The following is a 23,770-nucleotide window of genomic DNA, read 5'->3' as shown; positions in this document are numbered from 1 at the left end:
TCCAGTGGGAGGAAAGAGTACATGAACAAGAATGCGATAAAGAAATTTGCCATAGAAGCAAGAAAGAAACTGATTGATTCTGTTACAGATAAATCTGGTATGCTTGGTATTACAGAAAAAACATGCAGTGAACCGATTACTAGGGGAGCAGATTTTGAAGTATACCAGACGGTTGCAGGAACAGAAGTAACGTTGAATAAAAGACAGTGTGAGCAGAGAAGACGGCTGGTATCCCAGATTGAATCCCGTGGATTTGAGGCTGTCGTAGAAGAAGTGGCTTATACTTGGTTCAACAGAATCTGTGCAATTCGTTTTATGGAAGTGAATGATTATCTCCCAAACAGAGTTCGTGTACTTTCTTCCGAAAAAGAAGGAAAAATGGAGCCGGATCTTGTGACACAGGCACCGGATGTGGATTTAGACCTGACAGCACAGGAAAAAGAAGAAATCATTAACTGGAAAATGAGTGGTACGTTAGAAGATACGGATAAACTGTATTGCAAATTATTCCTGAAGCAGTGCCATCAGTTGCATGATATCCTGCCAGGACTCTTTGCGGCAGATTCTGATTATATGGAATTACTGTTTGGTATTTCTTATGCGAATAAAGATGATGTCATCTATATGCTGGTGAATCCGGAGACAGGTATTCCAGAAGCTGATTTTAATGTATCTACACTGGATGAAGAAGGAAATCCAACCGGACAGGTGGAAATTATTGGATGGCTGTATCAGTATTACAATACAGAATTAAAAGATGATACCTTTGCAAAACTGAAAAAGAATGTAAAGATCACAAAAGAACGAATTCCGGCGGCAACACAGCTTTTTACACCAGACTGGATTGTTCGTTATATGGTTGAAAACTCTGTGGGAAGAATCTGGATTGAGCATTTACGGGCGATGAATCCAAACACAGATGAAAAAGCAACTGCAGAGAGGTTTGGATGGAAATATTACCTTCCAGAAGCAGAGCAGGAAGAGTCAGTTAATGTGAAACTGGCAGAAATCCGTACCACATACAAAGACCTGAAACCAACGGACATTACTTGTATTGATCCATGTATGGGAAGCGGACACATCTTGATTGCAATGTTTGATGTGCTGATGGACATCTATGAAAGTGCCGGATATGACAAGAGGGAAGCTGCATTTGAAATCGTAGAACATAATATCCATGGACTGGATATTGATCAGCGAGCATATCAGCTGACATATTTTGCAGTTATGATGAAAGGTCGTGGCTATAACAGAGGATTCCTGCGTGGAAGAGATGGGAAACCGGAGCCGAAAGTCTATGCGATTGTAGAGAGTAATGGAATCAATAGGAATCATTTGCAGTTCTTTGGAACACGTTTAAGAGAGATGGAACGGAATTTGGCTGTGATGCAGATGGAAGGATTGCTGGATACATTTAAAGATGCCAGAGAGTACGGTTCTATTTTGAATGTAGATGCTTGTGATTGGGATGTGCTTGAAAGATTTGTAGATGATTTAGGTACAACTGGCCAGATTTCATTTGAAAGTGTTGGAAGTGAAGAAACCCAGGAAAGCTTACGAAAATTGGGTAGAGTAGCAAAAAATCTGGGGCAAAAATATGATGCGGTAGTGACAAATCCACCGTATATGGGAGCTTCTGGTATGGGAGCAAAATTATCAAAATATGTGAAGGATAACTATCCGGATAGTAAAAGTGATTTATTTGCCGTATGTATTGAAAAATGGAATATGATGATAAAGACTCATGGGTATAATAGCATGGTTACGATGCAGAGTTGGATGTTTTTATCAAGTTTTGAAAAAATGCGTACTAATATATTAAAAACAAAAGATATCACGAATCTAATGCATATGGAAAATATGGTTATGGGGATTGCATTTGGAACAGCAGTTACTATTTTTAGGAATAGACATATTTCTGAATACAAGGGAACTTATAATCAAATTAAATTATGTGATATTGAGAATGGTAGACCTATATGTTTCCCTGTATTGAAAAATCACTTTGCTCAAGTGTCTACTGAATATTTTGCAAAAATTCCAGGTAGCCCCGTGGCATATTGGGTAAGCAAAAACGTTATTGATGTATATGATAAAGCTCAATTGCTTGGTCAAATTGCATCTCCGAGGACAGGAATGACGACGGGAGATAATAATCGATTCCTACGTTTATGGACAGAAGTTGAAATCAATAAAGTTAATTTTAATGCGATGAGTTCGGATGAGGCAATTGTATCTCAAAAAAAGTGGTTCCCATATTGCAAAGGTGGGGGATATAAACGTTGGTATGGTTATAATGAATATCTTGTAAATTGGGAAAATGATGGATATGAGATAAAAACAAATGTGAAGGAAAATGGTTTAAAAGTAGCAAGTGTTCGAAGTGAAGCTTTGTATTTTAAAAAACTAATTACCTGGTCAGCAGTTACATCAGGCTTATTTTCTTGTAGAATATGTGAAGGAGGCGCTTTATTTGATTCTGGTGGCTCAAGTATAAATGTAAGTGATAAAACGGAGTATATTCTTGCATTACTTAACAGCAAAATTGGCCAATATTATCTTAATATTAGTAATGCAACGATTAATTATCAACCAGGGGATATTGCTGGTATTCCAGTGATTTTTGAATCTGAAAAAGATATTGATAGGCTTTCAAAAGAAAATATTATCTTGGCAAAAAAAGATTGGGATTCAAGCGAAACGTCATGGGATTTTAAAATACAACCATTGGTTGATAAAAAAATGGTGGACACAAATAAAGAAGAAAACAATTTATTTAGTGTAAAAATGCGTCAAGTATATTTAGAGTGGGAAAAAAACTGTAATGAGCGTTTTAGTAAATTAAAAGAAAATGAAGAAGAATTGAATCGTATTTTTATTAGAAATTATAATTTGCAGAATGAACTTACACCAGAAGTTGAAGAAAGATATATTACAGTTCGCACAGCTGATTTGGCAAGAGACATTCGTAATTTTGTTTCTTATGCGGTAGGCTGTATGTTTGGTCGTTATTCTCTTAATAGAGAAGGTTTAGTATATGCAGGTGGAAATTTTAATGACTATTATAAAAAAGAGGATGAGATTTTAGCAGATGTTGAGGGCAATATTATACTCATGTCGGATGGTCAAGCTTTAATAACTGGTGAATATTATGGAAAAATAAAAACAGATAATGGTTGGATGGAACTAACATATCGACCTGATTTAGACAACTGTATTCCAATTACTGATGAAGAATATTTCTCAGATGATATTGTAGGTCTTTTCGTAGAATTTGTTAAAACAGTTTATGGTACGGGTACATTAGAAGAAAATCTTGACTTTATTGCAAATGCGTTAGGAAACAAAGGCGATACTTCCAGAGAAGTTATCCGTAATTATTTTCTGAAAGATTTTTATGCAGATCATTTGAAAGTATATCAGAAGAGACCGATATACTGGCTTTTTGACAGCGGAAAACAAAATGGATTTAAAGCATTGATTTATATGCACCGTTATGATTCCGATACCGTGGGACGTGTAAGAACAGATTATTTACATCGGGCACAGAAATATGTAGAGACAGCAATGCAGAGTGCTCAGTACACGATTGACAATGCATCCTCAGCTTCTGAAAAGTCAAAAGCAACCAAAGCAGTGACGAAATATACAAAACAGCTTGCAGAAATGAAGATTTATGATGAAGCCATTGCTCATATTGCGAATAAGAGAATTGAAATTGATCTGGATGATGGCGTAAAAGTAAATTATGCGAAATTCCAGGGCGTGGAAGTAGCTCAGGAAGGAAAGAAAGCATTAAAAGTAAATTTGTTGGCAAAAATTAAATAAAGGAAACGAGGTGACAAGCCGATATGAAAATCAAAAAGTTGACATTAAACAATTTTATGGCATTTGAAAATGCTGAAATAAATTGGTCAGATAATATCAATATCATTTGTGGTGAAAACAGTACAGGAAAAACAACACTTTTAAAAGCGATGTATTCTTTGATAAAACCATTTAGTAATGGTGGAAAAGATATTTTGACCAAGGAAATGGAAGAACAGCTTATTGTGAAAAAAATTCAAGGTGTGTTCCGCCCGGATGAAATGAAAATAGGAAGACTGGTAAGCCGTAAGCAGGGAAGCAATCGAACTGATTTCTCAGTTGAATTGGAGAAGAAGCAAAAAATTGCAGTTGGATTTGGAAACAGACAGGAAAACCATGCGGATGTTTCTATAGAACAAGGTGAGAAAGCAAAGAAATATGATGTTATTTATATTCCTACGAAAGAAATGATTTCTACAGTAGAGCATTTTGTGTCGTTATATGATGAGTATCATATTGACTTTGAAGAGATGTACTATGATCTTGCAAAACTTTTAGATCGACCGCTTTCGAAAGGACCTAATACTACAGAACAGAATCAGGTATTAAGTACTCTGGAAGATATCATGAAAGGACAAATTGTCCAGAAAAATAAGAAGTTTTATTTTAAAATAAAAGGTGAAGGCGAATTTGAGATGGGATTGCTTTCTGACGGATATAGAAAGTTGTCTATGATTATCTATATGATTCTTTCCGGAAGCTTGAATAAGAATACGATTTTATTCTGGGATGAGCCGGAAACCAATATGAATCCTAAAATGATTCGTCCGATTGTTCAGGCAATGGCTGCATTAGCTCAGATGGGCGTACAGATTTTTGTTTCAACACATGATTATTTTATTCAGCAGGAATTTAACATGATTGCTGCTTATCCAGAGTTGAACCCTAAAAAAATGGATATTAGATTTATTTCGTTATTCAGGGATGAGGTTACACATGATGTTCATTATGAAATGAAGAGTTCAGCATCTGATTTGGAACATAATGCGATTATGCAGGAATTTGATGCAATGTATGACAGAGAACAGAGGATTATTTATGGAGAATAATATCATAGAAGAAAGCGGATTAAAGTTTCAGTTTCCGGAAAATGATACAGTGATAAAATTTGATGATACAAAATTTTATCGAGATTATTTTAATAAATTACCAGAAGCAAAAGGTGTAGATTTTATTTCTGTTGATAAAAATAAGATCGCTTTTATAGAAGTAAAAAACAGTACCGGGGATGAAGGTAATTGTCGATGGAGAATTGCACCAAATAATCAGAAACGCAATACGACACATACCTCCGTCAATGTGGAAGGGCGAGACAGCTTGGACATTGAAGTGGCACAGAAAATAGCAATGACGATAGCTGCTTTGGTTGGAGCAAAATCCTTTGGAAATACAAAAGAGTGCTTGGACGAATTAAGGGAATACATTCAATTTTTGGCGAATGATACATTTTCAGATGATTCGAAAAAGAAATATGTGATTTTGTTCTTGGAAGGTAATTTTGGCGGGAAAACGCGAACAAAAAAGATGATTATGCAAGCATTACAGAATAGCATGAATAAAAAACTTCAATGGATTAATTGCAGGGTATCTGTGGTTGATTCTGATACATATGATCCGAGATTGTTTCAGATTGTGAGTTAAAAGCGTTGTATTATTATCGCAAAATATTTTGGAGCATTTACAAAGAATATTAATATACTTCAGTGCGAAAAACGTTTATTAAAGGAAAAAGGTGGCTAGAGATGGGACGAATAGCAGATTCGACAATAAAAGGCTTTATGTATCAATTTAATCGAACATTAAATGAAATCTTAAGTTCTTCCAATGAAGTGATAACGGTGGAGGGAATTGTAGAAGATATTGACAAAGTTTCTGAGGAACATATCACGGCAATTCAATGTAAATATCATGGGGAAGTTGAAAAATTTCAGTGGTCAAAAGTGTATAAACCCATTTTACAAATGATAAAAACATACACAGAGCAAAAAGGTTCACATATCAAGTTTATTTTATATGCTTTTTTTCCATCGGAGCAAGCTGGTGAAAAGAAAGTCCCAAAAGATGAAATTTACAAAGCATTAAATACAAAAAATATTGAATATATATGTGATTATATTGCTTATATCAAGAAAATAGAAGACAAAGAAATAGAAGAACTGATAAGTAAAACCAGAAAAAGTAAGGATGATAAAGATAAAATCAAAAATTACATTGACACAAATGAGTTAGAAGTATTGTGTGATTTGGACGAATTTATTGACAATAGATTTCGGCTTATTATAGGTCAAGAATATTATAGATTAGAAGAAGAAAATAAAGAAATGTTGATAGAAGAGGGATTTTCTTCAGAAGATATTGAAGAAATCATATTTCCGAATGCAATTAATTGTATTGCATCATTAAGCATTTTGAAAAATGATAAAGATAGAAATATAACCAAACAAGAATTGTTAAACGAATTAAAAACAATTAAGAGTACAGCTATTTCTAGATGGACAAAAGAATTATCAAACTATAAACAGCTTTTATTTATCAGAAGAAAACAAATGGCGAAAACTCTTAATATTAATTGCAGGAAAAGATGTTTTGTTTTTAATCCATGTCAGATAGAAGATTTTGAACAAGGAATTGTGCTATTTATAAAAAAATTCGTAGATAGTTATTGTTACAAGATAAAACTACATTGTCCAGCGATTTTTTGCATCTTAGGGTATGATAAGGAAAAAATTGCTGAACTGGTGAGTCGATTATATGAAAAAGGAATTGAAGCAGAAACTGGTTATCGTGGCTCCATATTCTATTTAGAGGCTTTTCTTAAAGAGCCTGAGAAAAAAATAGGTGAAAATTGGATGCAATTTAAAATTAAAATTTGTTTTGACAGTACGGAGTATGTTGATGCCATTAATAGAAATAAACAGGATGATATATTTCAAATTGCCGAGCAGTTACCAACTTCTTTTTCTACAAGAGATGTTGAAATAGAAGTTTTAGATATAAATAATTTTAGTCAACTAGAATATTTACTTAAAATGAGAGATGAGGTAGAAGTATGATTGGACATGTTTTAGAAAGTTCTGCATTAACAATTACTGTCCGAATGGAATTTGAACAATTTGAAAAGAACAAAGATAATTTAAGAATAGGAAAATACTTGCAAATATCTGTGGGAAATCATGATTCTATAATTGCTACAATAAAAGAAATTAAGGCGGTTGTGGATAATACTGGTGAAAAAGATAAATATTTAGTTGTAGCTGAACCAATAGGAACGGTTGATGATGAGGGATTTTATCCGGGAAGTACATTGCTGCCTTCTCCTACAGAACCGGTAAATATTGCTGAACAAGATGTTTTAAATAAAATCTTTTATGATGATAAAAGATATACTTTTCCGATGGGAAAACTAGTGCAGAATAAAGAAGTAGACTTAAAAATTAATGGAAATATTTTTTTTGGAAAACATATAGGTATTGTTGGATCAACTGGATCAGGAAAATCTTGTACAGTTGCAAAAATTCTTCAAGAAGCTGTAGGAATTAGTAAAGGAGAAAATATATATGCTTCAGAACAAAAAAATGCACATATTATAATATTTGATATACATTCAGAATATAAAGCAGCATTTAATTTGGAGGATAATCAAAAATTTTCATTAAATTATTTAGATGTGGAAAAATTGAAATTGCCGTATTGGCTAATGAATAGTGAAGAACTAGAATCAATTTTTATTGAGAGCAATGAAGCAAATTCGCATAATCAAATTTCACAATTTAGAAGAGCTGTAATTTTAAATAAGGAGAAGTATAATCCGACTTTAACAAGGGTTACATATGATACCCCGGTTTATTTTAGTATTGAAGAAGTGTACAATTATATTAGCAATATGAATGATGAAGTCATTAGTAAAGTTGCGGATCAGGAACAGCTTCCAAAGATACTTGATGAAAATAAACATCAAGTAGAAATTCATGATAGGATTCAATATTTTGAAAAGAAATATAAATTTATTCCAACATCAACTGCAGCGGCATCTAAAGCATCGAATGGTCCATTTAATGGGGAGTTTAATCGTTTCCTTTCAAGACTTGAAAATAAGATTAATGACCGAAGATTAGGATTTTTGATGAAACCCCAAAAGGAAGATGGAACGAAGTATACATCCAATGATTTTGATGAAATACTAAAGCAATTTTTAGGATATTTGAATAAAGCTAATATAAGTATAATTGATTTAAGTGGAGTGCCATTTGAGGTGCTGTCAATTACTGTAAGTTTGATATCTCGAATTATTTTTGATTTCTGTTTTCATTTTTCAAAGTTAAAACATGAGAAAAATGAAGTAAATGATGTACCATTTATGATAGTTTGTGAAGAAGCCCATAATTACGTTCCTAAAAATGGAAATGTTGGTTATGCATCATCAAAAAAATCTATTGAACGTATAGCAAAGGAAGGAAGAAAATATGGTATTAGCTTGATGGTTGTAAGTCAGAGACCAAGTGAAGTGTCTGATACAATTTTTGCCCAATGTAATAATTTTATAGCATTGAGATTAACTAATACGGCGGATCAATTATATATAAAAAATTTATTACCTAATAATACGAATGCGATAGCGGATGTATTACCAACATTACAGCCAGGTCAATGCTTAATAGTAGGAGATGCTAGTCCTATACCGGCAATAGTTCAATTGGATAAGCCAAATCCTGAACCACAATCGAAAAATGTTAATGTCTATGATACATGGTGTGAAAAGTGGAAAGCAATTGACGAAGATGGAACTATTACAATAAAAAATGTTTTGGAAAGATGGAGACGTTAACTTTTTAAATATCTTATTTATCAAATTAAATGTTGTAAAAGGTATGATTTGCCATATAAGTGAGGTGAAAAGAGTATGAAATTAAAAAAGCTTATGATTACAAACTACAGATGCTTCAAAGATGCAGAGATTGATTTTGATGATCATATCACATTGGTAGTTGGTAAGAATGGAGCTGGTAAGACTGCAATACTGGATGCAGTAGCTGTTTCAGTCAGTACCTTTCTATTAGCTATTGACGGTGGCGTCAGCAGAAGTATTTTAAAGCATGATGCCAGATATGAGTTTCATGATTTAAATGGAACGATTGATCCACAGCATCAGTTCCCAGTAAGTATTGTAAGTATTGGCGATTGCCTGGATCAGCAAAATGTGAAATGGATTCGTTCTCTGAATTCTGAAAGTGGCAAGACAACCATCAAAGGTGCAGGCGAATTGATAGGACTTGCAAAGAAAGCACAGAATCAGATCATGACAGGAGATAAGTCTCTGGTACTTCCTCTAATCTCTTATTATGGAACCGGACGTTTATATGCACAGAAGAAAGAAAAGAGAAAACTGAAATCTTTAACAGAGTTTAAACGTCAGGTGGGCTACGTGGATTGTATGGCGGCAGAGTCAAATGAAAAGCTGATGTTGAACTGGTTTCAGATGCAGACACTGAAAAGCCTTCAGGAGCAGCAGAAGACAGGGATACTGGACAGACCATTACTTCTGAAAACAGTCGAAAAGGCAATCAGTAGAAGTTTTGAGAGAATCAGCGGTGCACGAAATGCCAGCCTTATCTTTGATCTTGATACCCATAAACTGGTATTGGAATTTGAATCCGCAGATGGCAATGCACAGAAGTTTGCAATGGATGAGATGAGTGATGGATACAAGAACACCCTTAGCATGATCGGTGATATTGCCTATCGTATGGCAGTGCTAAATCCTACATTGGGGGATCAGGTGCTGGAAAAAACACCGGGTGTTGTACTGATTGACGAAATTGATTTACATTTGCATCCGCAGTGGCAGCAGACAATCTTAAGTGATCTCCATGCAATTTTCCCGGAAGTTCAGTTTATTGTCAGCTCTCATGCACCGGCAGTTATCGATTCTGTTCCAAGAGAGCAGATCCGGATTCTGGATCATGGAGGAATCTATATGCCTGCGGCACAGAACGATGGAAGAGATATGAATATTATAGACACAAAGTCGTCTCTGAATTTAGAGAAAATATTGAGAGGAGATATCATATGCGCTTAGAGAATATAGTATTAGATAATTTCAGAGCGATTGAACATACAAAAATGGACTTACATGGGAAGAGCACCATTATTTTTGGTGTTAATGGTACTGGTAAGTCTTCTGTTCTTCGTTCCATTGATTTATTATTTGCCAATATTATCAACGGAATCGTAAATCGCAAGGAGTTAAAACAGAATTACACAATACAGTTAGAAGATATTCAGTATGGAAAAAAAGAAACGAAAATATCAACATTAATCAATTTGGAGAATGAAAATATAGAATACTATAGAAAAATGGTTCGTAATACTGGAAAAAGAAGCCATAATATAGATTCTTTAAAATGTATTGCAGATATTTTTCATAAACAGTATATCACAGATGAAGAACAAGGGAATATAGCTATTTTTGCAAATTACGGAACCAATAGGTTGGTGCTGGATATTCCATTGAGAATAAGAACGCATCATACGTTTGATATTTATTCATCTTTCGAAAAGGCTATTGAAAATAAAATAGATTTTCGGACTTTTTTTGAGTGGTATCGAAGCCAGGAAGATTACGAGAATGAACATAAGATAGAAAGTGGGGATTTGAATTATCAGGATCGTGCATTGAAAGCAGTAAGAATCGCAATTATGTCTATGCTGGATGATTGTAGCAATTTGAGAGTGGCTCGTAGACCTCGGTTGGAAATGAAGATTGATAAAGGAAATATTAGTTTAAATGTATCTCAAATGTCAGATGGTGAAAAATGTACGATGGCACTGTTTGGGGATTTGGCAAGAAGACTAGCTTTAGCTAATCCTACATTAACAAATCCATTATTGGGGGAAGGGATTGTTCTGATTGATGAGATAGAGCTACACATGCATCCATCTTGGCAAAGAAAAATACTTGGAGTGTTAAGGCAGACGTTCCCGAATATTCAATTTATCGTAACTACACATTCACCAATTGTATTAAGCGAGGCAAATGAAGACTATAATCTTTTCTTTATGCGGCGAGAAGAGAATGATATAAAAGTTCAGCAGATGCATCAATTAAATGGATATGATGCAAATGCAGTTTTGGAGCAGTTTATGGGAACACATGCTATTAATGTAGAAACCGAAAAATTTATCGAGTCTATTTATGAGGCGATTAAACGAGGTGATTATAGGATAGCAGAAGAAAAAATTGCAAAATTAGCTGAGATGACGAGTGATAATCAGCAAGATGTGATTATGGCAAGGATGGAGCTTAAAAGGAGAAGAAGATAATGCTGCATATTCTAAAAAACGAAGAACCACAATTTTTAACGGATTTCAAAAAGAAACATCCAAAAAAGGATTATGATAGTGAGGAATTTGCGCAATACCGTCCAGTATTGAAAGCAGAATTGATAAAAGAACAAAAGGGGTTGTGTGCATATTGTTGTGGGCGTATTACACATGAAAAATCTCATAATGAACATATCGAACCACGGCATCCAGGAAAATATGTAAGTAATCGTTCACTTGATTATACGAATATTGTTGCCTCTTGTAATACTTCAGAGACATGCGGAAATAAAAAGGAAAACCATTATGATCCGGAAAAATTTGTATCTCCATTAGATGAAAATTGTGAGGAAAAATTTACATATTATGCGAATGGCGAAATTGTAGGAGATAAATATACAATTGATCTGCTGAATTTAAATGCATATGAATTGAAAAATGCGAGAAAATCTGTGATGAGACAATTACAATATCTTGATAAGGAAACTATAGAGACATATTATATGAATGAGGAAAATGGAGAGTACCAAGCATATTACAATGTGATTAAATGGTTTTGGAAAACGATGTAGTTTAAAAATAAAAAAATATCATAAACAGTATGAAGCTCGGCATAAATAAACTTGAAGGTGAAACGATGGATTTACAAAATATACAAGATCAGTTAAATACTGAATTTTCAAAAGAAGATACCCGTATTATATTCTGGTTTGATGATAAAGGGGAATATGAAGACGAGGTATCGGAATTACAGCTGGACAATGCAAAACTACATATTCTTGATGGTACGAACTGGTTCTATTCAAAATGGTTATTGAACGAATCGGATACAGAGAGCAAGTATCTTGTATACGCACCATTCCCAAAACCAAGTGATGCAGAGAATCCGTTAGCTGATATGTATTATTACTCGGTTCCGTACTACACGGACCGAGTGTCTCAGATGTCACAGGAGATTGGAATTGACAACCGATTTAAAGAACATCTAGCACAGTACAGTAACTTCTGGAAAAATAAGAATCGTATTGAGAAGTTCAAAGAGCTTGGCATAGACCATTTCAATGTGGAAACCATTGATATTGGTCTTATTGCCGTGCTTACGGATGTGAAGACTCCAAATTTTGAAGAGATTACAAGACAGTTATTATTAAACGACAGCGAAGCATACATGAAAGCGCTTGAGGATAACGGACTTTTAGAAAAGTTCTGGGAATTATGTGAGAAGTATTTTGGATATCAGTCTGAAAATCCGAACGTAGATGATCTGGCAGCATGTATGCTTTTGACTTATGCATCAGTAGCGTTGAAAGATACATTGCCGGCTGTTTTGAAATCTTATGTATTGAAAAAGAAGAATGATGTGGTTGTATTTGTCCGAAATCTGATGGACAATGTACTTTATCAGGATGCTTATGATGTATTATCAGAAAAAGTGGACAAGACGTTACGAGTGGTAAGTAGAATCCGGTATGAACTGAAAAAGGATTCGGATAAATCGAAAGATCAGTCTGCACAGCTTCTGGACATTGTAAATTGTGATGCGTTCCGGGAATTAGACAATATTTTAATTGACTGGGCACTGGATCAGCTGAATGATGAGATTCTGGATGCTCAGATTGATGGTATGCACCTTGCACAGATTGCAGAGCAGCGAACAGCAAAGTCCTGCCATTTTGGAAGTGTATATAAAAATGAATATCAGGCAATCAAATATGCTTACCAGATGATGAAGGCGATATCTGTTCTGGAAGTGACCAGTGATATCAAGGATATGGTAGCTGATTATCAGAAACAAACATATTTGGTTGATTCTTATTATAGATGGTTTTACAGTGCCTATGATTGCATAGAAGAAACAGAGAGATTTTCACAGGTAAGAGAACGGATTGAGAATATGTATTCCTTTACTTATCTGCAGAAAGTAACACCGAAGTGGAATCAGGAATTGTCAGATAATCTGATGGCAGATACCGGATTAAAACGTCAGGAAGATTTTTATCGCAATTACCTGAAGGCTTATGAAGGAAAGAATCGTGTCATCATTATTATTTCTGATGCTTTTCGGTATGAGTGTGCAAAGGAATTGATGGAACGACTGGAATTAGATGAAAAGTGTACACCGAAACTGGACTGTATGATCAGTGGACTGCCTTCTGTAACATCAGTGGGAATGGCAAGTCTTTTGCCACATAAGGAATTACTGGTAGATGATAAGTTGAATGTTACAGTAGACGGACAGAGTTGTAGTGATCTTGCATCCAGAGATAAGATCTTAAAAGCACAGAATGAAAATAATGTGGCATTAGCTTTTGATGAAGTAGTAAGTGCCAATAAAGAGAAGATCCGTGAATTGCTGCAGAAGAAGAAGATCGTATATATTTATCACAATCAGGTGGATGCCCGTGGTGATAAGCCTGCCAGTGAAAATGAGGTATTTACGGCGTGTTCAGAAGCAATCGAAGAGATTCATAAGCTGATCAAGAAACTGACCGGTTATATATCAGCACCGAAATTCTTTATCACAGCTGATCACGGTTTTCTGTATAAGAGGGACAAGCTGCATGAATTTGATAAAGTATCGTATGACCGGGAAATCTGTGCATATTCCAACAAACGGTTCTTGCTTACAACACAAAAAGTAAGTCAACCGGGAATGAAATCTAGATGGATGACGTATATGGATAACATATATGTGACGACGCCGATTGGAGCGGATATCTTTAAAGTAGCTGGGGGAGGACAAAATTATGTACATGGAGGTTCTTCGCTTCAGGAGATGCTACTTCCGGTAATTGAACTGACAACGAACACTAGATCTGTTGTTTATGATTATGTGGATGTAATTTTGACTTCTGTGAACCGAAAAGTAACGAACCTGATTACTCACTTTGATTTTATCCAGACAGAGAAAGTAACTGATACCATGAAAGCAAGAAGTCTAGTGGCATACTTTACGACAGAAGATGGAGAAAAGATATCTTTTGATGTACCAATTGTGGCAAACAGTAGGGAAGAGGCACCGGAGAAGAGAACATTCCATGAAAAATTTACATTGAAGTCCAGAGAATATAAGTATGGTGATAAGTATTATTTGGTATTGGCAGATGCGAATGATGAGAAGAATATTCTGCAGCGGTATGAATTTATGATTGATATTGCTTTTGTGGATGATTTTGGGTTTTAATAAATGGTGTTTGGAAGGATAAAAATGGGTACAGCTGATAAAATTAGAGAACTTATAGAACAAACTGTAACAATTAAAGCAAATTTTCACTTGGAAAATAGTCTTAGCGTTTCTTCTTACGATTGGAGAAAAAGAGAAAAAAAGATAAATTATATGCAGGTTGAAAAAATAAATGATGATCCTGAGTTTATGAGATGGCGTGATGAATTAGTATTATCTTTGGCACAATTAAAAAAAGATGATTATATTGATGAAGTGATAAAGCTACTTAAAAAATTTGATGGTCTTACAGATAAGACAAAATTTGAACAAGTGGAATCTAAACTTAGCGTATTAAAGGAGCATATAGACGAATACATAATAAATTCAAATAATTTAACAATCGTTGATGAACGTGTTCAGGAAAAAGAGCTATTAAACAAAATATTGAGAGCTGTTTCAAAATTACAAAAAAATCATTCATATAATTTACAGAGCAGTGAAAATGAAATGAATGATTATATTCGTGATATTTTGGACGAAAGTTATGAAACAAAAGATCAAACAAGGCAAGGAAAATCAGAAGAGGAAACTGATGCGGGTGAAGTAGATATTCAACTCTATATAGATGGAATTCCGGGAGTAATGATAGAGGGATTAATTTTGGACTCAGTGTCAAAAGAATATTTAGATAATCATATTAGGAAAGTGCTTGTAAACTATGATCCCAATGGTTGTCCATATGCATTTGTGATAATTTATTATAAGGGTAAAAATTTAAAAGGATTTTATGATAGGCTTGTTGTACATTTAAATGAATTGAAATTTCCATATGAACGTTTAACGGAAATTGTAGATGTCGATGTTGAATATGCAGAATTAAAACATGCTCAAACTGTATTACTAAGGAATGATAAAAAAATCCGTGTGCATTTTTATGCTGTGCATATTGTCTGATTAAGGGATATTGGAGTACATTCCTAAGAGGTGAATTTATGGAAATTAAGTATGCTGAGAAACCAGAAAAATGGCCAGACAATGCTAGAGAATATGTATTGGATAGAGTATTGAAGGCAACAGAAGAATTTCGTGATAATCCGAGTTACATTACGAAAGAACGGTTGCTTTCGTGGATTAGTGATTATGATTTGAATCAGCGCTCCTATTTAGGACGATATAGAGTAACTGAATATGAAGTGTCCATAATCAATACACTTTATTTTTACGGAGCAATGTCAAATATAAATGCGTTGAAAGCATATTTATATGAATTGGTTGGTGAAACTGCTAGATTGCAAAAAAATATGGCTTATATGTCTGAAGTTATTAATGAAAAAGAAGGAATCGGTATTGCGGTATATGAACAAGGATTAATGCTGCAACTTAAATTGTATTATTTTTCGTATTTAAAATTTACGGTAGAAAAAAACAAGAGTTTCTCAGAACAATTGATTTCTATAGTAGAGGATAGTATGAATCTTTCAAAAACAGCAGAAGAGATTGATACAATAACTAATGCATATGTCAATTTGTTAAACGATATAAGTTATATGCACGGAAATTTAAGAGATGGAATATGGAAATTTGAACGAGATGAGCTGAAGAAACTTTTCGCATTAGAAGCAAGACTTATTGAATTAAATAAGCAGTCTCCAGTTGTAAGACCTTTAAAAGGTGTTCTTATGACACAATTAAGTAACTTTATATTGAAATCGAGAAATAACTATAATGAGGACTATATTTGTAAGTATATATCAGAGGACGTTGCGCGAGAATCCATAAAAAACCATGAGATTTGGATGCGAAAGACACAAGATCTTAATGATGAGAGAGAACAAAAGGTTATTCCGGAGTTATTTGAAGATTCATCATGGATTAAGGTGAATTGGGCCAAAGATATTGATTTTACAGCGACAAGAACATATTATGTTTCTTCATTTAGTAAATCATATGATAATCCAGATATGCAGGAGGATTATGGTAAGTGTGTATATGGATACAAAGGAGATCGATTGGTGGAGCTTTTAGCTCCAATAGGTATACACCATTTGAAAAGGAAAGATAATGCTGATGCAAGTCTGCCGTTAAGAACAACAAGACCATTTCTGTCACAGGTAATTGCATTTGATGTTTTATATGATCGGGATGCAGCAAAACAGGAATTGAACTTTTTGATGGATGTTATCGACAAATTTAAAATGTCAAATCAAGACAAAAAGAAATTTTTAGAGGAAATATTACAATATTGGATATTATCAGTCAAAGATTCAAAATGGGAAAAAGAACGAGAACGTAGGTATGTTTTGTTTATATATTTAGAATACGATTATAAAGAAATGGAAATAGATGATGGGTGGTTAAAATTGAAAACATCAATTTTTCTATTACCTGATTTTATTTTAGGTAATAATCCATCCAAAATAGAAATTCAGCGACAAATAGATGGAAAGAGAAAAGGAATTTCTATGAAAGATTATATCTTTTGCAAAAATTGTTTATCAAGAGATTATGATGCGATTATTGCAAATGTAAATAAATGTCCAATATGTGGTTCAACCAATATTGAGAATGTTTATCTAAGAGACGAAGAAGAGGTATAAAGAATAGGGGATAGAAATGGAAAATATTAAATCAGATGGATTAAATGAAACAGAAGACAAGCGAGAAGAAATAAAACAAAAACTCCGTCAATACTATGATGGTCGCATTGTCCGGAAGGATTTAACAAAATCCATCCGTGAAGGCGCTAATGTTCCAGTTTATGTACTGGAATATCTCCTCGGACAGTACTGTAATTCCGATGATGAAGAGATCATTGAAGAAGGTGTAGAGAACGTAAAGCGTATTTTGAGAGATAACTATGTGCGTCCAGATGAGGCACAGAAGATTCTCTCTCTTTTGCGTGAAAGAGGCAGCTATACAGTAATTGACCGTATCACGGTTGTACTGAATACAAAAGAAGACCGCTACGAAGCTACATTCTCGAATCTGGGCGTGAAAGGAATTCCGATTCATCCGGATTATGTGAAAGACTATGATCGTCTGCTCTGTGGTGGTATCTGGTGTATTCTGCAGATGGAGTATGAATTTATAGAAGAAGATAAGAAAAATACCCAGCCAATTCGTATCCGTAAGTTGACACCAATTCAGATGCCGCATGTGGATATGGATGAAGTAAGAAATGGAAGAAAAGCATTTACAAAGGATGAATGGATGGATGTTCTTCTCCGTTCGACTGGATTGGAGCCGGAAAGTTTCAGTGAGAGAGCAAAGTGGTTATTGATTGCTCGTATGATTCCGCTGGTAGAGAATAACTTCAACCTTTGCGAGTTAGGGCCACGTTCTACAGGTAAATCTTACATATATGAGCAGATTTCTCCGAACAGTATTCTGGTTGCCGGAGGACAGACAACGGTTGCTAACCTTTTTTATAATATGTCCAATCATACAGTAGGTCTTGTTGGTATGTGGGACTGTGTGGCTTTTGATGAGGTTGCCGGGATTAAGTTCAAAGATAAAGATGGTATTCAGATCATGAAGGGATACATGGCATCTGGAGCATTTTCGCGAGGAAAGGCGGAGATTCAGGCAAAGGCTTCTATGGTATTCGTGGGAAATATCAACCAGAGTGTAGATACCCTTCTGAAGACTTCCAGTTTATTTGATCCATTCCCACCGGAAATGGGAACAGATACAGCATTCCTGGATCGTATGCATTGTTATATTCCGGGCTGGGAGATTCCAAAATACAGACCAGATTCATTCACCAACGATTATGGATTTATCACGGATTATCTGTCAGAGTTTATGCGTGAACTTCGTAAGGACAGCTATAGTGATCTGATGGACAAGTATTTCAGTCTTGGAAACAACCTGAATCAGCGTGATACTATTGCAGTCCGCAAGATGATTTCCGGATTTACAAAACTGTTGTATCCGGATGGAGAAGTAACAAAAGAAGAATTACGTGAGATTGTGGAGATTTCACTGGAACTTCGCCGCAGAGTAAAAGAGCAGCTGAAGAAGATCGGAGGCATGGAGTTCTATGATGTGAACTTCTCTTATACAGATAATGACAGCTTTGAAGAGCATTACGTTTCTGTTCCAGAGCAGGGCGGCGGTAAGCTGATCCCGGAAGGTATGGGAAAACCAGGATCTGTTTATACCGTTTCAAAATCAAAGACAGGTATGATTGGTTGCTATATGTTGGAAACACAGATGATGCCTGGAAATGGAAAGCTGACCTGTACCGGTATTGGATCAGGAAAAGAGCCGAAAGAGGCAACAAATACAGCATTTAATTATCTGAAAGCCAACGGAAACCGCATTTCTGGTCAGATCAGTACCACTACAAAGGATTATATTATCAATTACCAGGATATGCAGGGCATTGGAATGACAGGAAACCTGGCATTGCCGACGCTGATTGCAATCTGTTCTGCAGCACTTGGCAAGACACCGTTGAACAGTCTTGCAATTCTTGGTGAGATCAGTATCGGAGGTACTCTGATCAAGGTAGATGAGCTGGCAAGTACTCTGCAGGTATGTCTGGACAGTGGAGCAAAGAAGGTATTACTTCCAATTACGTCAGCGGGAGATCTGGGGACTGTACCATCTGATCTGGTGGGAGCATTTAGCCTGATTTTCTATTCCTCCGCAGAAGAAGCAGTATTTAAAGCACTTGGTGTGGAATAAGGATTGAACACAGCACAATAACAGACAAGAAGGTGATGAGTTATTTTTGAACAGGATTTTGAAGAGATGCTTACGAGACACCAGGCATCTTTGGACGATAGAAAGAAATTTACTGCATTGGTAAAAGACTTATTTCCAGATCAGGCGAAGAATGTCAATCTATTGCTGATGGCATATAATATGGGAATTGCACAGGACATTCAGAGTGCATCCCATATCAATAATACTTTTGCTTTCCGATATGTGAAGCAACTTATGGATGATTTTGGCATGAGTCGTGTCAATGCAGACTGGATTGTATCGGTATGGTGCTCCTGCTATGGAAGAAAAGTTCTTGGAAAAGCTTGTGACATTTCCATTCAGAAGCAGGGAAACGGACCGGCGATTCAGGGAGAACAGTTATCTTCTGGCAGATCTTATGGGGATCTTTTTACATATGAGAAAAGCCACAGGGGAAAGGGGCTTGCAGTGACTGGATTCCGCGGGGATAAAAATAAGACGATTATTTTCCAGAACAGATCCGGGAATACACCGGTAGTGGAGATTGCAGATGACAGTTTCAGTAATTCTCCGACAGAGGAAGCCATTCTGACAGAAGGAATAGCATATATTGGACGAAATGCTTTTTCATGCTGTAACAAATTGCATCAGGTGGTGTTACCGATCAGTATCGAAGAAATTGAAGATTCAGCCTTTGAAAACTGTAGTAATCTCAAATCAATATCATTGCCAATGGCATTGAAGACAATCGGTGATGGCGCGTTGAAAGGAACTGGCTTGCGGACCATCGAGATCCCGAAGAGTGTGTTCTGGTTGGGCGATGGACTGGTGGCAGATTGTCAGTCAATGGAGCATGTGAAGATTCCGGAGAATATAGGAAGAATTTCGGATCGTATGTTTGAAGGCTGTACGAATCTGAAAAAAGTGGAATTACATGAGAAACTGGAAGCCATCGGTGAACGTGCATTTTTCGGCTGCAGTTCTTTGGATTTTATTGTGATTCCGGACAGTGTAAAGCAGATTGGGCAGGACGCATTTACCAATACAGACAAGCAGTTTATTATTCAATGTTCTTTTGGCTCTTATGCAGAAGAATATGCAAGAAAGAACAAATTCAAATATCAGCTGGTATAGTATAAGTTTCAGATTGTCGTCTGCTATGCGACAACGAAATAGAAGATTTACGGTATATTGACTGGGTAAAGAGGTGAGAGGATGGGACTTTTTGATGCACTATTTGGAAATCGGAACCAGATCCCTACAGTGACAACGATATTGCCGGATGCAGCAAGGCAGGAGATTATTGCTGGCAGACTTCCAATTTTAAATACAGACAAACTGTTCCTGAAACGTGGAGAGAAGATTCATTTTATTGATAAGGCAATCAATATGGAACAGAAGACAGTGAAAGAGTTCCGTCATGTGGGTGGAAGTGCCCCAGGATTATTTGAGGGAACCAGATGGAGTTCCGGAAGAGGAAGAACGATCGAGCATACAGAACTTGTGCAGCACCGGGGGATTTTATACATAACGAATCAGAGAATTGTGTTTCAGGCAATGGAATGGGGATTTGACAAGACCTATCGTTATCTAACCGCAATTACTCCATACAGCAATGCCTGCGAGATGCAGTTTGGAAATAAATCCTATTGTATGGTCGTGGCAGATGGAAGTGTAGTGAATCAGGTATTGCAGTTGATCAAACAAAGGAGGCAGGTACCGTAATGGAAGGACAGTTAAAAAATGGAATGATTCTCACTTCGGAGAGTGGAAATAAGTATGAGGTAGTCAGTCTCTTGGGAGCCGGTGGACAGGGAGAAGTCTATGATGTGAAATGTAGCGGTAATCATTATGCATTGAAATGGTACTTTAAGGGCAGTGCAACAGAGCGTCAGAAAAAGATTCTGGAAACGATTATCGCAAAAGGTTCACCGGATGAAAGTTTTCTCTGGCCTATGGAATTGATTGTGCCGGCGAAAAGTGATCTGTATGGTTATATCATGCCCCTTCGACCAAAGAATTATAAGAGTATCGTAGATCTGATGAAGAAACGTGTGAATCCATCTTTTTATACACTCTGCAGAACTGCTTTTAATCTGACCAGAGGATATCAGAAGCTACACGCTATGGGAGCAAAGTATCAGGATATTTCTTTCGGGAATCTGTTCTTTAATCCAGATAATGGAGATGTGCTGATTTGCGATAATGATAATGTATCTTTTGATAACAGCAAACCGGGTGGAGTTCTTGGTACACCGGGATTTATGGCGCCAGAGATTGTAAGAGGAGAAAAACGACCATCCAAAGATACAGACCGATATTCACTTTCCGTGCTGTTGTTCTATCTTTTTATGGTGAATCATCCACTGGAAGGAAAGCTGGAAGCAAGTATTCGTTGTATGGATATGGCAGCCAGAGTGAAACTGTATGGCACAGATCCAGTGTTTATCTTTGATCCGAATAATAAGACGAACAGACCGGTAAAAGGAATCCATGATAATGCAATGATTTACTGGCCGTTGTATCCAGAAAAGCTGCGTCAGATGTTTACCAGAGCATTTACAGTTGGACTGAACGAGCCAAGTAAACGTATTACGGAGCCGGAATGGATGACGTTATTCTCTAACATGATGAGCGGAATGTTACAGTGTTCTTGCGGTGCACAGCTCTTTTATGATGAAGATCTGGAAGCAAAGGGTGTGGTACATACCTGTTGGAATTGCGGAAAAGCAGTGCAGGTACCAAATAAAATTATTATTGGAAAGAACCGGGTGCTGTTAAATCAGAATACGAAGCTGTTACATCATCATGTTTACGATGATTTTGATATGGATATCGTAGTCGGTTCGGTGGTTCAGAATCCGAAGAACCCGGCACTCTGGGGAATCCGGAATGAAGATAAGGTGAACTGGACTTACCAGAAAGCAGATGGCACGCAGATTCCGGTTGCCCCAGGAAAGACAGCTGGAATTGCAAAAGGTGTAAAGATTTTATTCCCTGAATCAACAGGGGAGTTCAAATAAGGATTGAGAAAATAATAAAAGCACATGTGGGAGGGATTTACCATGGAAGTATTACAAAGACCAGGTGGAGAGTTAGCAACAAGACCGATTCATTTCTTTTGGGTAGTGGATTGTTCCGGATCTATGTATGGAGAGAAAATCGGAATCGTAAACAACACGATTCAGGAGTGCATACCGGAAATGCGCTCAGCAGCAGACAATAATCCAAATGCACAGCTTTTGATCCGTGCATTACAGTTCTCATCAGGAGCAAGTTGGATCACATCCAGTCCAGTGCCGGTAGAAGATTATGGATGGGAAGATATGGATGCCAATGGCCTGACAGAACTGGGAAAGGCGTTTGATCTTCTGGCCGCACAGTTAAGTATCCCACCAATGCCGGAGAGAGCACTGCCGCCGGTTATTGTACTTCTTTCAGACGGACAGCCGACAGATGATTATAAAAAGAGCATGGAAAAATTGAAAAAGTTGCCGTGGTTCCGAAAAGCAGTGAAGATTGCAATCTCCATCGGACAGGACGCAGACGACGAAGTATTGATTGAATTTACTGGAAATAAAGAACTTGTTCTGCAGGCAAATAACGCAACAGAACTGGCAAAAATGATTAAATGGGCATCTACAACAGCTTCTATGGTATCAGCACCATCAAGTAAGCCAATGAATTCGGATGCGGCATCTGCACCTGCAGCATCCGCATCCACGCCTGCAGTTGCATCAGGAGCTTCCGTAGCAGCTTCAACACCGGCAGATGATCCGTTTGCACCGGCAAATAATGGGGCACCACTGGTACTTGATATGAGTAATATTCCAAATCCAGATGAGTTCGATGAAGGAGCTGTCTGGTAAGAAGAGGAGGAGTCGGATGAAACGCTATATATGTGACGGAATCGTCAAGGGTGCGACTCACGTAAGAAACCAAATGCCATGCCAGGACAATAAGCGAATTGCAGAAATATCAGATAAAATTGCGATCATCGCAGTTGCAGACGGCCATGGAAGTTCAAAATGTCCCAGAAGTGACAGAGGTTCCATGATTGCTGTTAATTCTTTCTATGAAGTCATGAAGAACTATCTGAAAATCTATGGGGAAGACGAAGCAGGACTTTCTAATCTGATCACTTTCCTTAACCGGGAAGGGGATATGCGGTTTGCTCAGGATGTATGTGAAGAGTGGCAGGCAAGAGTGAAACAGTCTTTTTATAAAAATAAAGTAGATGGAATGACCGATGAAAAAGGAAATATTAAGTGGTCGTCCGTATTTTCTCTGTACGGAACGACACTGCTTGGAATGCTGGTGACTGACAGCTTTGTATTTTCCTTCCAGATCGGAGATGGAGATATCAGTGTTGTGACAAAAGAAGAAGTCGAACTACTGGTAGAACCGGAGAAATTCCTTGGAACAGAAACACATTCCCTGTCAAAACCAGATGCCTGGAGAAAAGCAGTGGCATCGGTACGGAGACGGGAGATGGAGAGCGAAGAGCCATATATGTATATTCTTTCTACAGATGGATTTGCCAACAGTTATACTTCTGATGACGAGTATCAGAAGACATGTAAAGACTATCTGCAGATGCTTCAGGAGCATGGAGCAGACACAGTGCAGGCAAATTTGAAGAACTGGCTGATGGAGACCAGTGAGCTTGGGTGTGGAGATGATATTACGGTAGTGATGGTGTATTTTGTCAAAGAGTAAGGGAGT

The 23,770-nt window shown here is 36.6% G+C and carries 17 protein-coding genes; all 17 read left to right on the top strand.

The window, feature by feature from the left end; genetic code table 11:
- The first annotated feature begins 21 nt into the window (after positions 1–21).
- The 17 genes from pglX to ACWJAF_RS00655 all read left to right on the top strand — a co-directional run bounded on the left by pglX (position 22) and on the right by ACWJAF_RS00655 (position 23,764).
- A complete protein-coding gene (pglX, locus tag ACWJAF_RS00735) occupies positions 22–3,828 on the top strand; it encodes a BREX-1 system adenine-specific DNA-methyltransferase PglX (RefSeq protein WP_448861545.1) in 3,807 nt (1,268 codons plus the stop codon).
- 23 nt (positions 3,829–3,851) lie between these two features.
- Positions 3,852–4,916 carry an AAA family ATPase gene (locus ACWJAF_RS00730; RefSeq protein ID WP_448861543.1) on the top strand — a complete coding sequence of 355 codons (1,065 nt, stop codon included), beginning with the start codon at positions 3,852–3,854 and terminating at the stop codon, positions 4,914–4,916.
- Positions 4,906–5,508 carry a DUF6661 family protein gene (locus ACWJAF_RS00725; RefSeq protein WP_448861541.1) on the top strand — a complete coding sequence of 201 codons (603 nt, stop codon included), beginning with the start codon at positions 4,906–4,908 and terminating at the stop codon, positions 5,506–5,508. The genes ACWJAF_RS00730 and ACWJAF_RS00725 overlap by 11 nt, the downstream gene beginning before the upstream one ends.
- 101 nt (positions 5,509–5,609) lie before the next feature.
- Entirely contained in the window at positions 5,610–6,920 is a 1,311-nt protein-coding gene (locus tag ACWJAF_RS00720; RefSeq protein WP_448861539.1) for a hypothetical protein, read from the top strand.
- Positions 6,917–8,692 (top strand): ATP-binding protein, encoded by a 1,776-nt coding sequence (locus ACWJAF_RS00715; protein WP_448861537.1) that lies wholly within the window; start codon positions 6,917–6,919, stop codon positions 8,690–8,692. The genes ACWJAF_RS00720 and ACWJAF_RS00715 overlap by 4 nt, the downstream gene beginning before the upstream one ends.
- A 75-nt stretch (positions 8,693–8,767) precedes the next feature.
- Positions 8,768–9,943, top strand: a complete 1,176-nt coding sequence (locus ACWJAF_RS00710) for an AAA family ATPase (protein WP_448861535.1) — start codon at positions 8,768–8,770, stop codon at positions 9,941–9,943.
- Positions 9,934–11,187 carry an AAA family ATPase gene (locus ACWJAF_RS00705; RefSeq protein ID WP_448861533.1) on the top strand — a complete coding sequence of 418 codons (1,254 nt, stop codon included), beginning with the start codon at positions 9,934–9,936 and terminating at the stop codon, positions 11,185–11,187. Before ACWJAF_RS00710 ends, ACWJAF_RS00705 begins: the two co-directional genes overlap by 10 nt.
- On the top strand, positions 11,187–11,759 hold the full coding sequence (locus ACWJAF_RS00700) for a retron system putative HNH endonuclease (protein WP_448861531.1): 573 nt from the start codon (positions 11,187–11,189) through the stop codon (positions 11,757–11,759). The genes ACWJAF_RS00705 and ACWJAF_RS00700 overlap by 1 nt, the downstream gene beginning before the upstream one ends.
- Before the next feature lie 65 nt (positions 11,760–11,824).
- Entirely contained in the window at positions 11,825–14,371 is a 2,547-nt protein-coding gene (gene pglZ, locus ACWJAF_RS00695) for a BREX-1 system phosphatase PglZ type A (RefSeq protein WP_448861529.1), read from the top strand.
- A gap of 24 nt (positions 14,372–14,395) precedes the next feature.
- The gene (locus tag ACWJAF_RS00690; RefSeq protein WP_448861527.1) at positions 14,396–15,307 is read left to right on the top strand and encodes a hypothetical protein; all 912 of its coding nucleotides are present in this window, start codon (positions 14,396–14,398) and stop codon (positions 15,305–15,307) included.
- Between the two features lie 38 nt (positions 15,308–15,345).
- The gene (locus ACWJAF_RS00685; protein ID WP_448861525.1) at positions 15,346–16,950 is read left to right on the top strand and encodes a hypothetical protein; all 1,605 of its coding nucleotides are present in this window, start codon (positions 15,346–15,348) and stop codon (positions 16,948–16,950) included.
- 16 nt (positions 16,951–16,966) lie between these two features.
- Entirely contained in the window at positions 16,967–19,045 is a 2,079-nt protein-coding gene (brxL, locus tag ACWJAF_RS00680) for a protease Lon-related BREX system protein BrxL (protein WP_448861523.1), read from the top strand.
- Positions 19,046–19,135: 90 nt separating this feature from the next.
- On the top strand, positions 19,136–20,179 hold the full coding sequence (locus ACWJAF_RS00675) for a leucine-rich repeat domain-containing protein (protein ID WP_448861521.1): 1,044 nt from the start codon (positions 19,136–19,138) through the stop codon (positions 20,177–20,179).
- An 81-nt stretch (positions 20,180–20,260) separates the two neighbouring features.
- A complete protein-coding gene (locus ACWJAF_RS00670; RefSeq protein WP_448861519.1) occupies positions 20,261–20,770 on the top strand; it encodes a hypothetical protein in 510 nt (169 codons plus the stop codon).
- Complete coding sequence (locus ACWJAF_RS00665; protein WP_448861518.1) at positions 20,770–22,068, top strand: protein kinase domain-containing protein; 1,299 nt, start codon at positions 20,770–20,772, stop codon at positions 22,066–22,068. Before ACWJAF_RS00670 ends, ACWJAF_RS00665 begins: the two co-directional genes overlap by 1 nt.
- A 42-nt stretch (positions 22,069–22,110) precedes the next feature.
- Positions 22,111–22,914, top strand: a complete 804-nt coding sequence (locus ACWJAF_RS00660) for a vWA domain-containing protein (protein ID WP_448861516.1) — start codon at positions 22,111–22,113, stop codon at positions 22,912–22,914.
- A gap of 16 nt (positions 22,915–22,930) precedes the next feature.
- Positions 22,931–23,764: a PP2C family serine/threonine-protein phosphatase gene (locus ACWJAF_RS00655; RefSeq protein ID WP_448861515.1), complete on the top strand. Its 834-nt coding sequence runs from the start codon at positions 22,931–22,933 to the stop codon at positions 23,762–23,764.
- The last annotated feature ends 6 nt before the right edge of the window (positions 23,765–23,770 follow it).

Source organism: Dorea sp. (assembly GCF_977044405.1).
This window is presented reverse-complemented; position numbering and strand designations above follow the sequence as displayed.

What these genes read in the sequence shown, in the direction of transcription:
- pglX (WP_448861545.1), top strand. Translation starts at nt 22, where the DNA reads ATGAACAAGAATGCGATAAAGAAATTTGCCATAGAAGCAAGAAAGAAA.
- ACWJAF_RS00730 (WP_448861543.1), top strand. Translation starts at nt 3,852, where the DNA reads ATGAAAATCAAAAAGTTGACATTAAACAATTTTATGGCATTTGAAAAT.
- ACWJAF_RS00725 (WP_448861541.1), top strand. Translation starts at nt 4,906, where the DNA reads ATGGAGAATAATATCATAGAAGAAAGCGGATTAAAGTTTCAGTTTCCG.
- ACWJAF_RS00720 (WP_448861539.1), top strand. Translation starts at nt 5,610, where the DNA reads ATGGGACGAATAGCAGATTCGACAATAAAAGGCTTTATGTATCAATTT.
- ACWJAF_RS00715 (WP_448861537.1), top strand. Translation starts at nt 6,917, where the DNA reads ATGATTGGACATGTTTTAGAAAGTTCTGCATTAACAATTACTGTCCGA.
- ACWJAF_RS00710 (WP_448861535.1), top strand. Translation starts at nt 8,768, where the DNA reads ATGAAATTAAAAAAGCTTATGATTACAAACTACAGATGCTTCAAAGAT.
- ACWJAF_RS00705 (WP_448861533.1), top strand. Translation starts at nt 9,934, where the DNA reads ATGCGCTTAGAGAATATAGTATTAGATAATTTCAGAGCGATTGAACAT.
- ACWJAF_RS00700 (WP_448861531.1), top strand. Translation starts at nt 11,187, where the DNA reads ATGCTGCATATTCTAAAAAACGAAGAACCACAATTTTTAACGGATTTC.
- pglZ (WP_448861529.1), top strand. Translation starts at nt 11,825, where the DNA reads ATGGATTTACAAAATATACAAGATCAGTTAAATACTGAATTTTCAAAA.
- ACWJAF_RS00690 (WP_448861527.1), top strand. Translation starts at nt 14,396, where the DNA reads ATGGGTACAGCTGATAAAATTAGAGAACTTATAGAACAAACTGTAACA.
- ACWJAF_RS00685 (WP_448861525.1), top strand. Translation starts at nt 15,346, where the DNA reads ATGGAAATTAAGTATGCTGAGAAACCAGAAAAATGGCCAGACAATGCT.
- brxL (WP_448861523.1), top strand. Translation starts at nt 16,967, where the DNA reads ATGGAAAATATTAAATCAGATGGATTAAATGAAACAGAAGACAAGCGA.
- ACWJAF_RS00670 (WP_448861519.1), top strand. Translation starts at nt 20,261, where the DNA reads ATGGGACTTTTTGATGCACTATTTGGAAATCGGAACCAGATCCCTACA.
- ACWJAF_RS00665 (WP_448861518.1), top strand. Translation starts at nt 20,770, where the DNA reads ATGGAAGGACAGTTAAAAAATGGAATGATTCTCACTTCGGAGAGTGGA.
- ACWJAF_RS00660 (WP_448861516.1), top strand. Translation starts at nt 22,111, where the DNA reads ATGGAAGTATTACAAAGACCAGGTGGAGAGTTAGCAACAAGACCGATT.
- ACWJAF_RS00655 (WP_448861515.1), top strand. Translation starts at nt 22,931, where the DNA reads ATGAAACGCTATATATGTGACGGAATCGTCAAGGGTGCGACTCACGTA.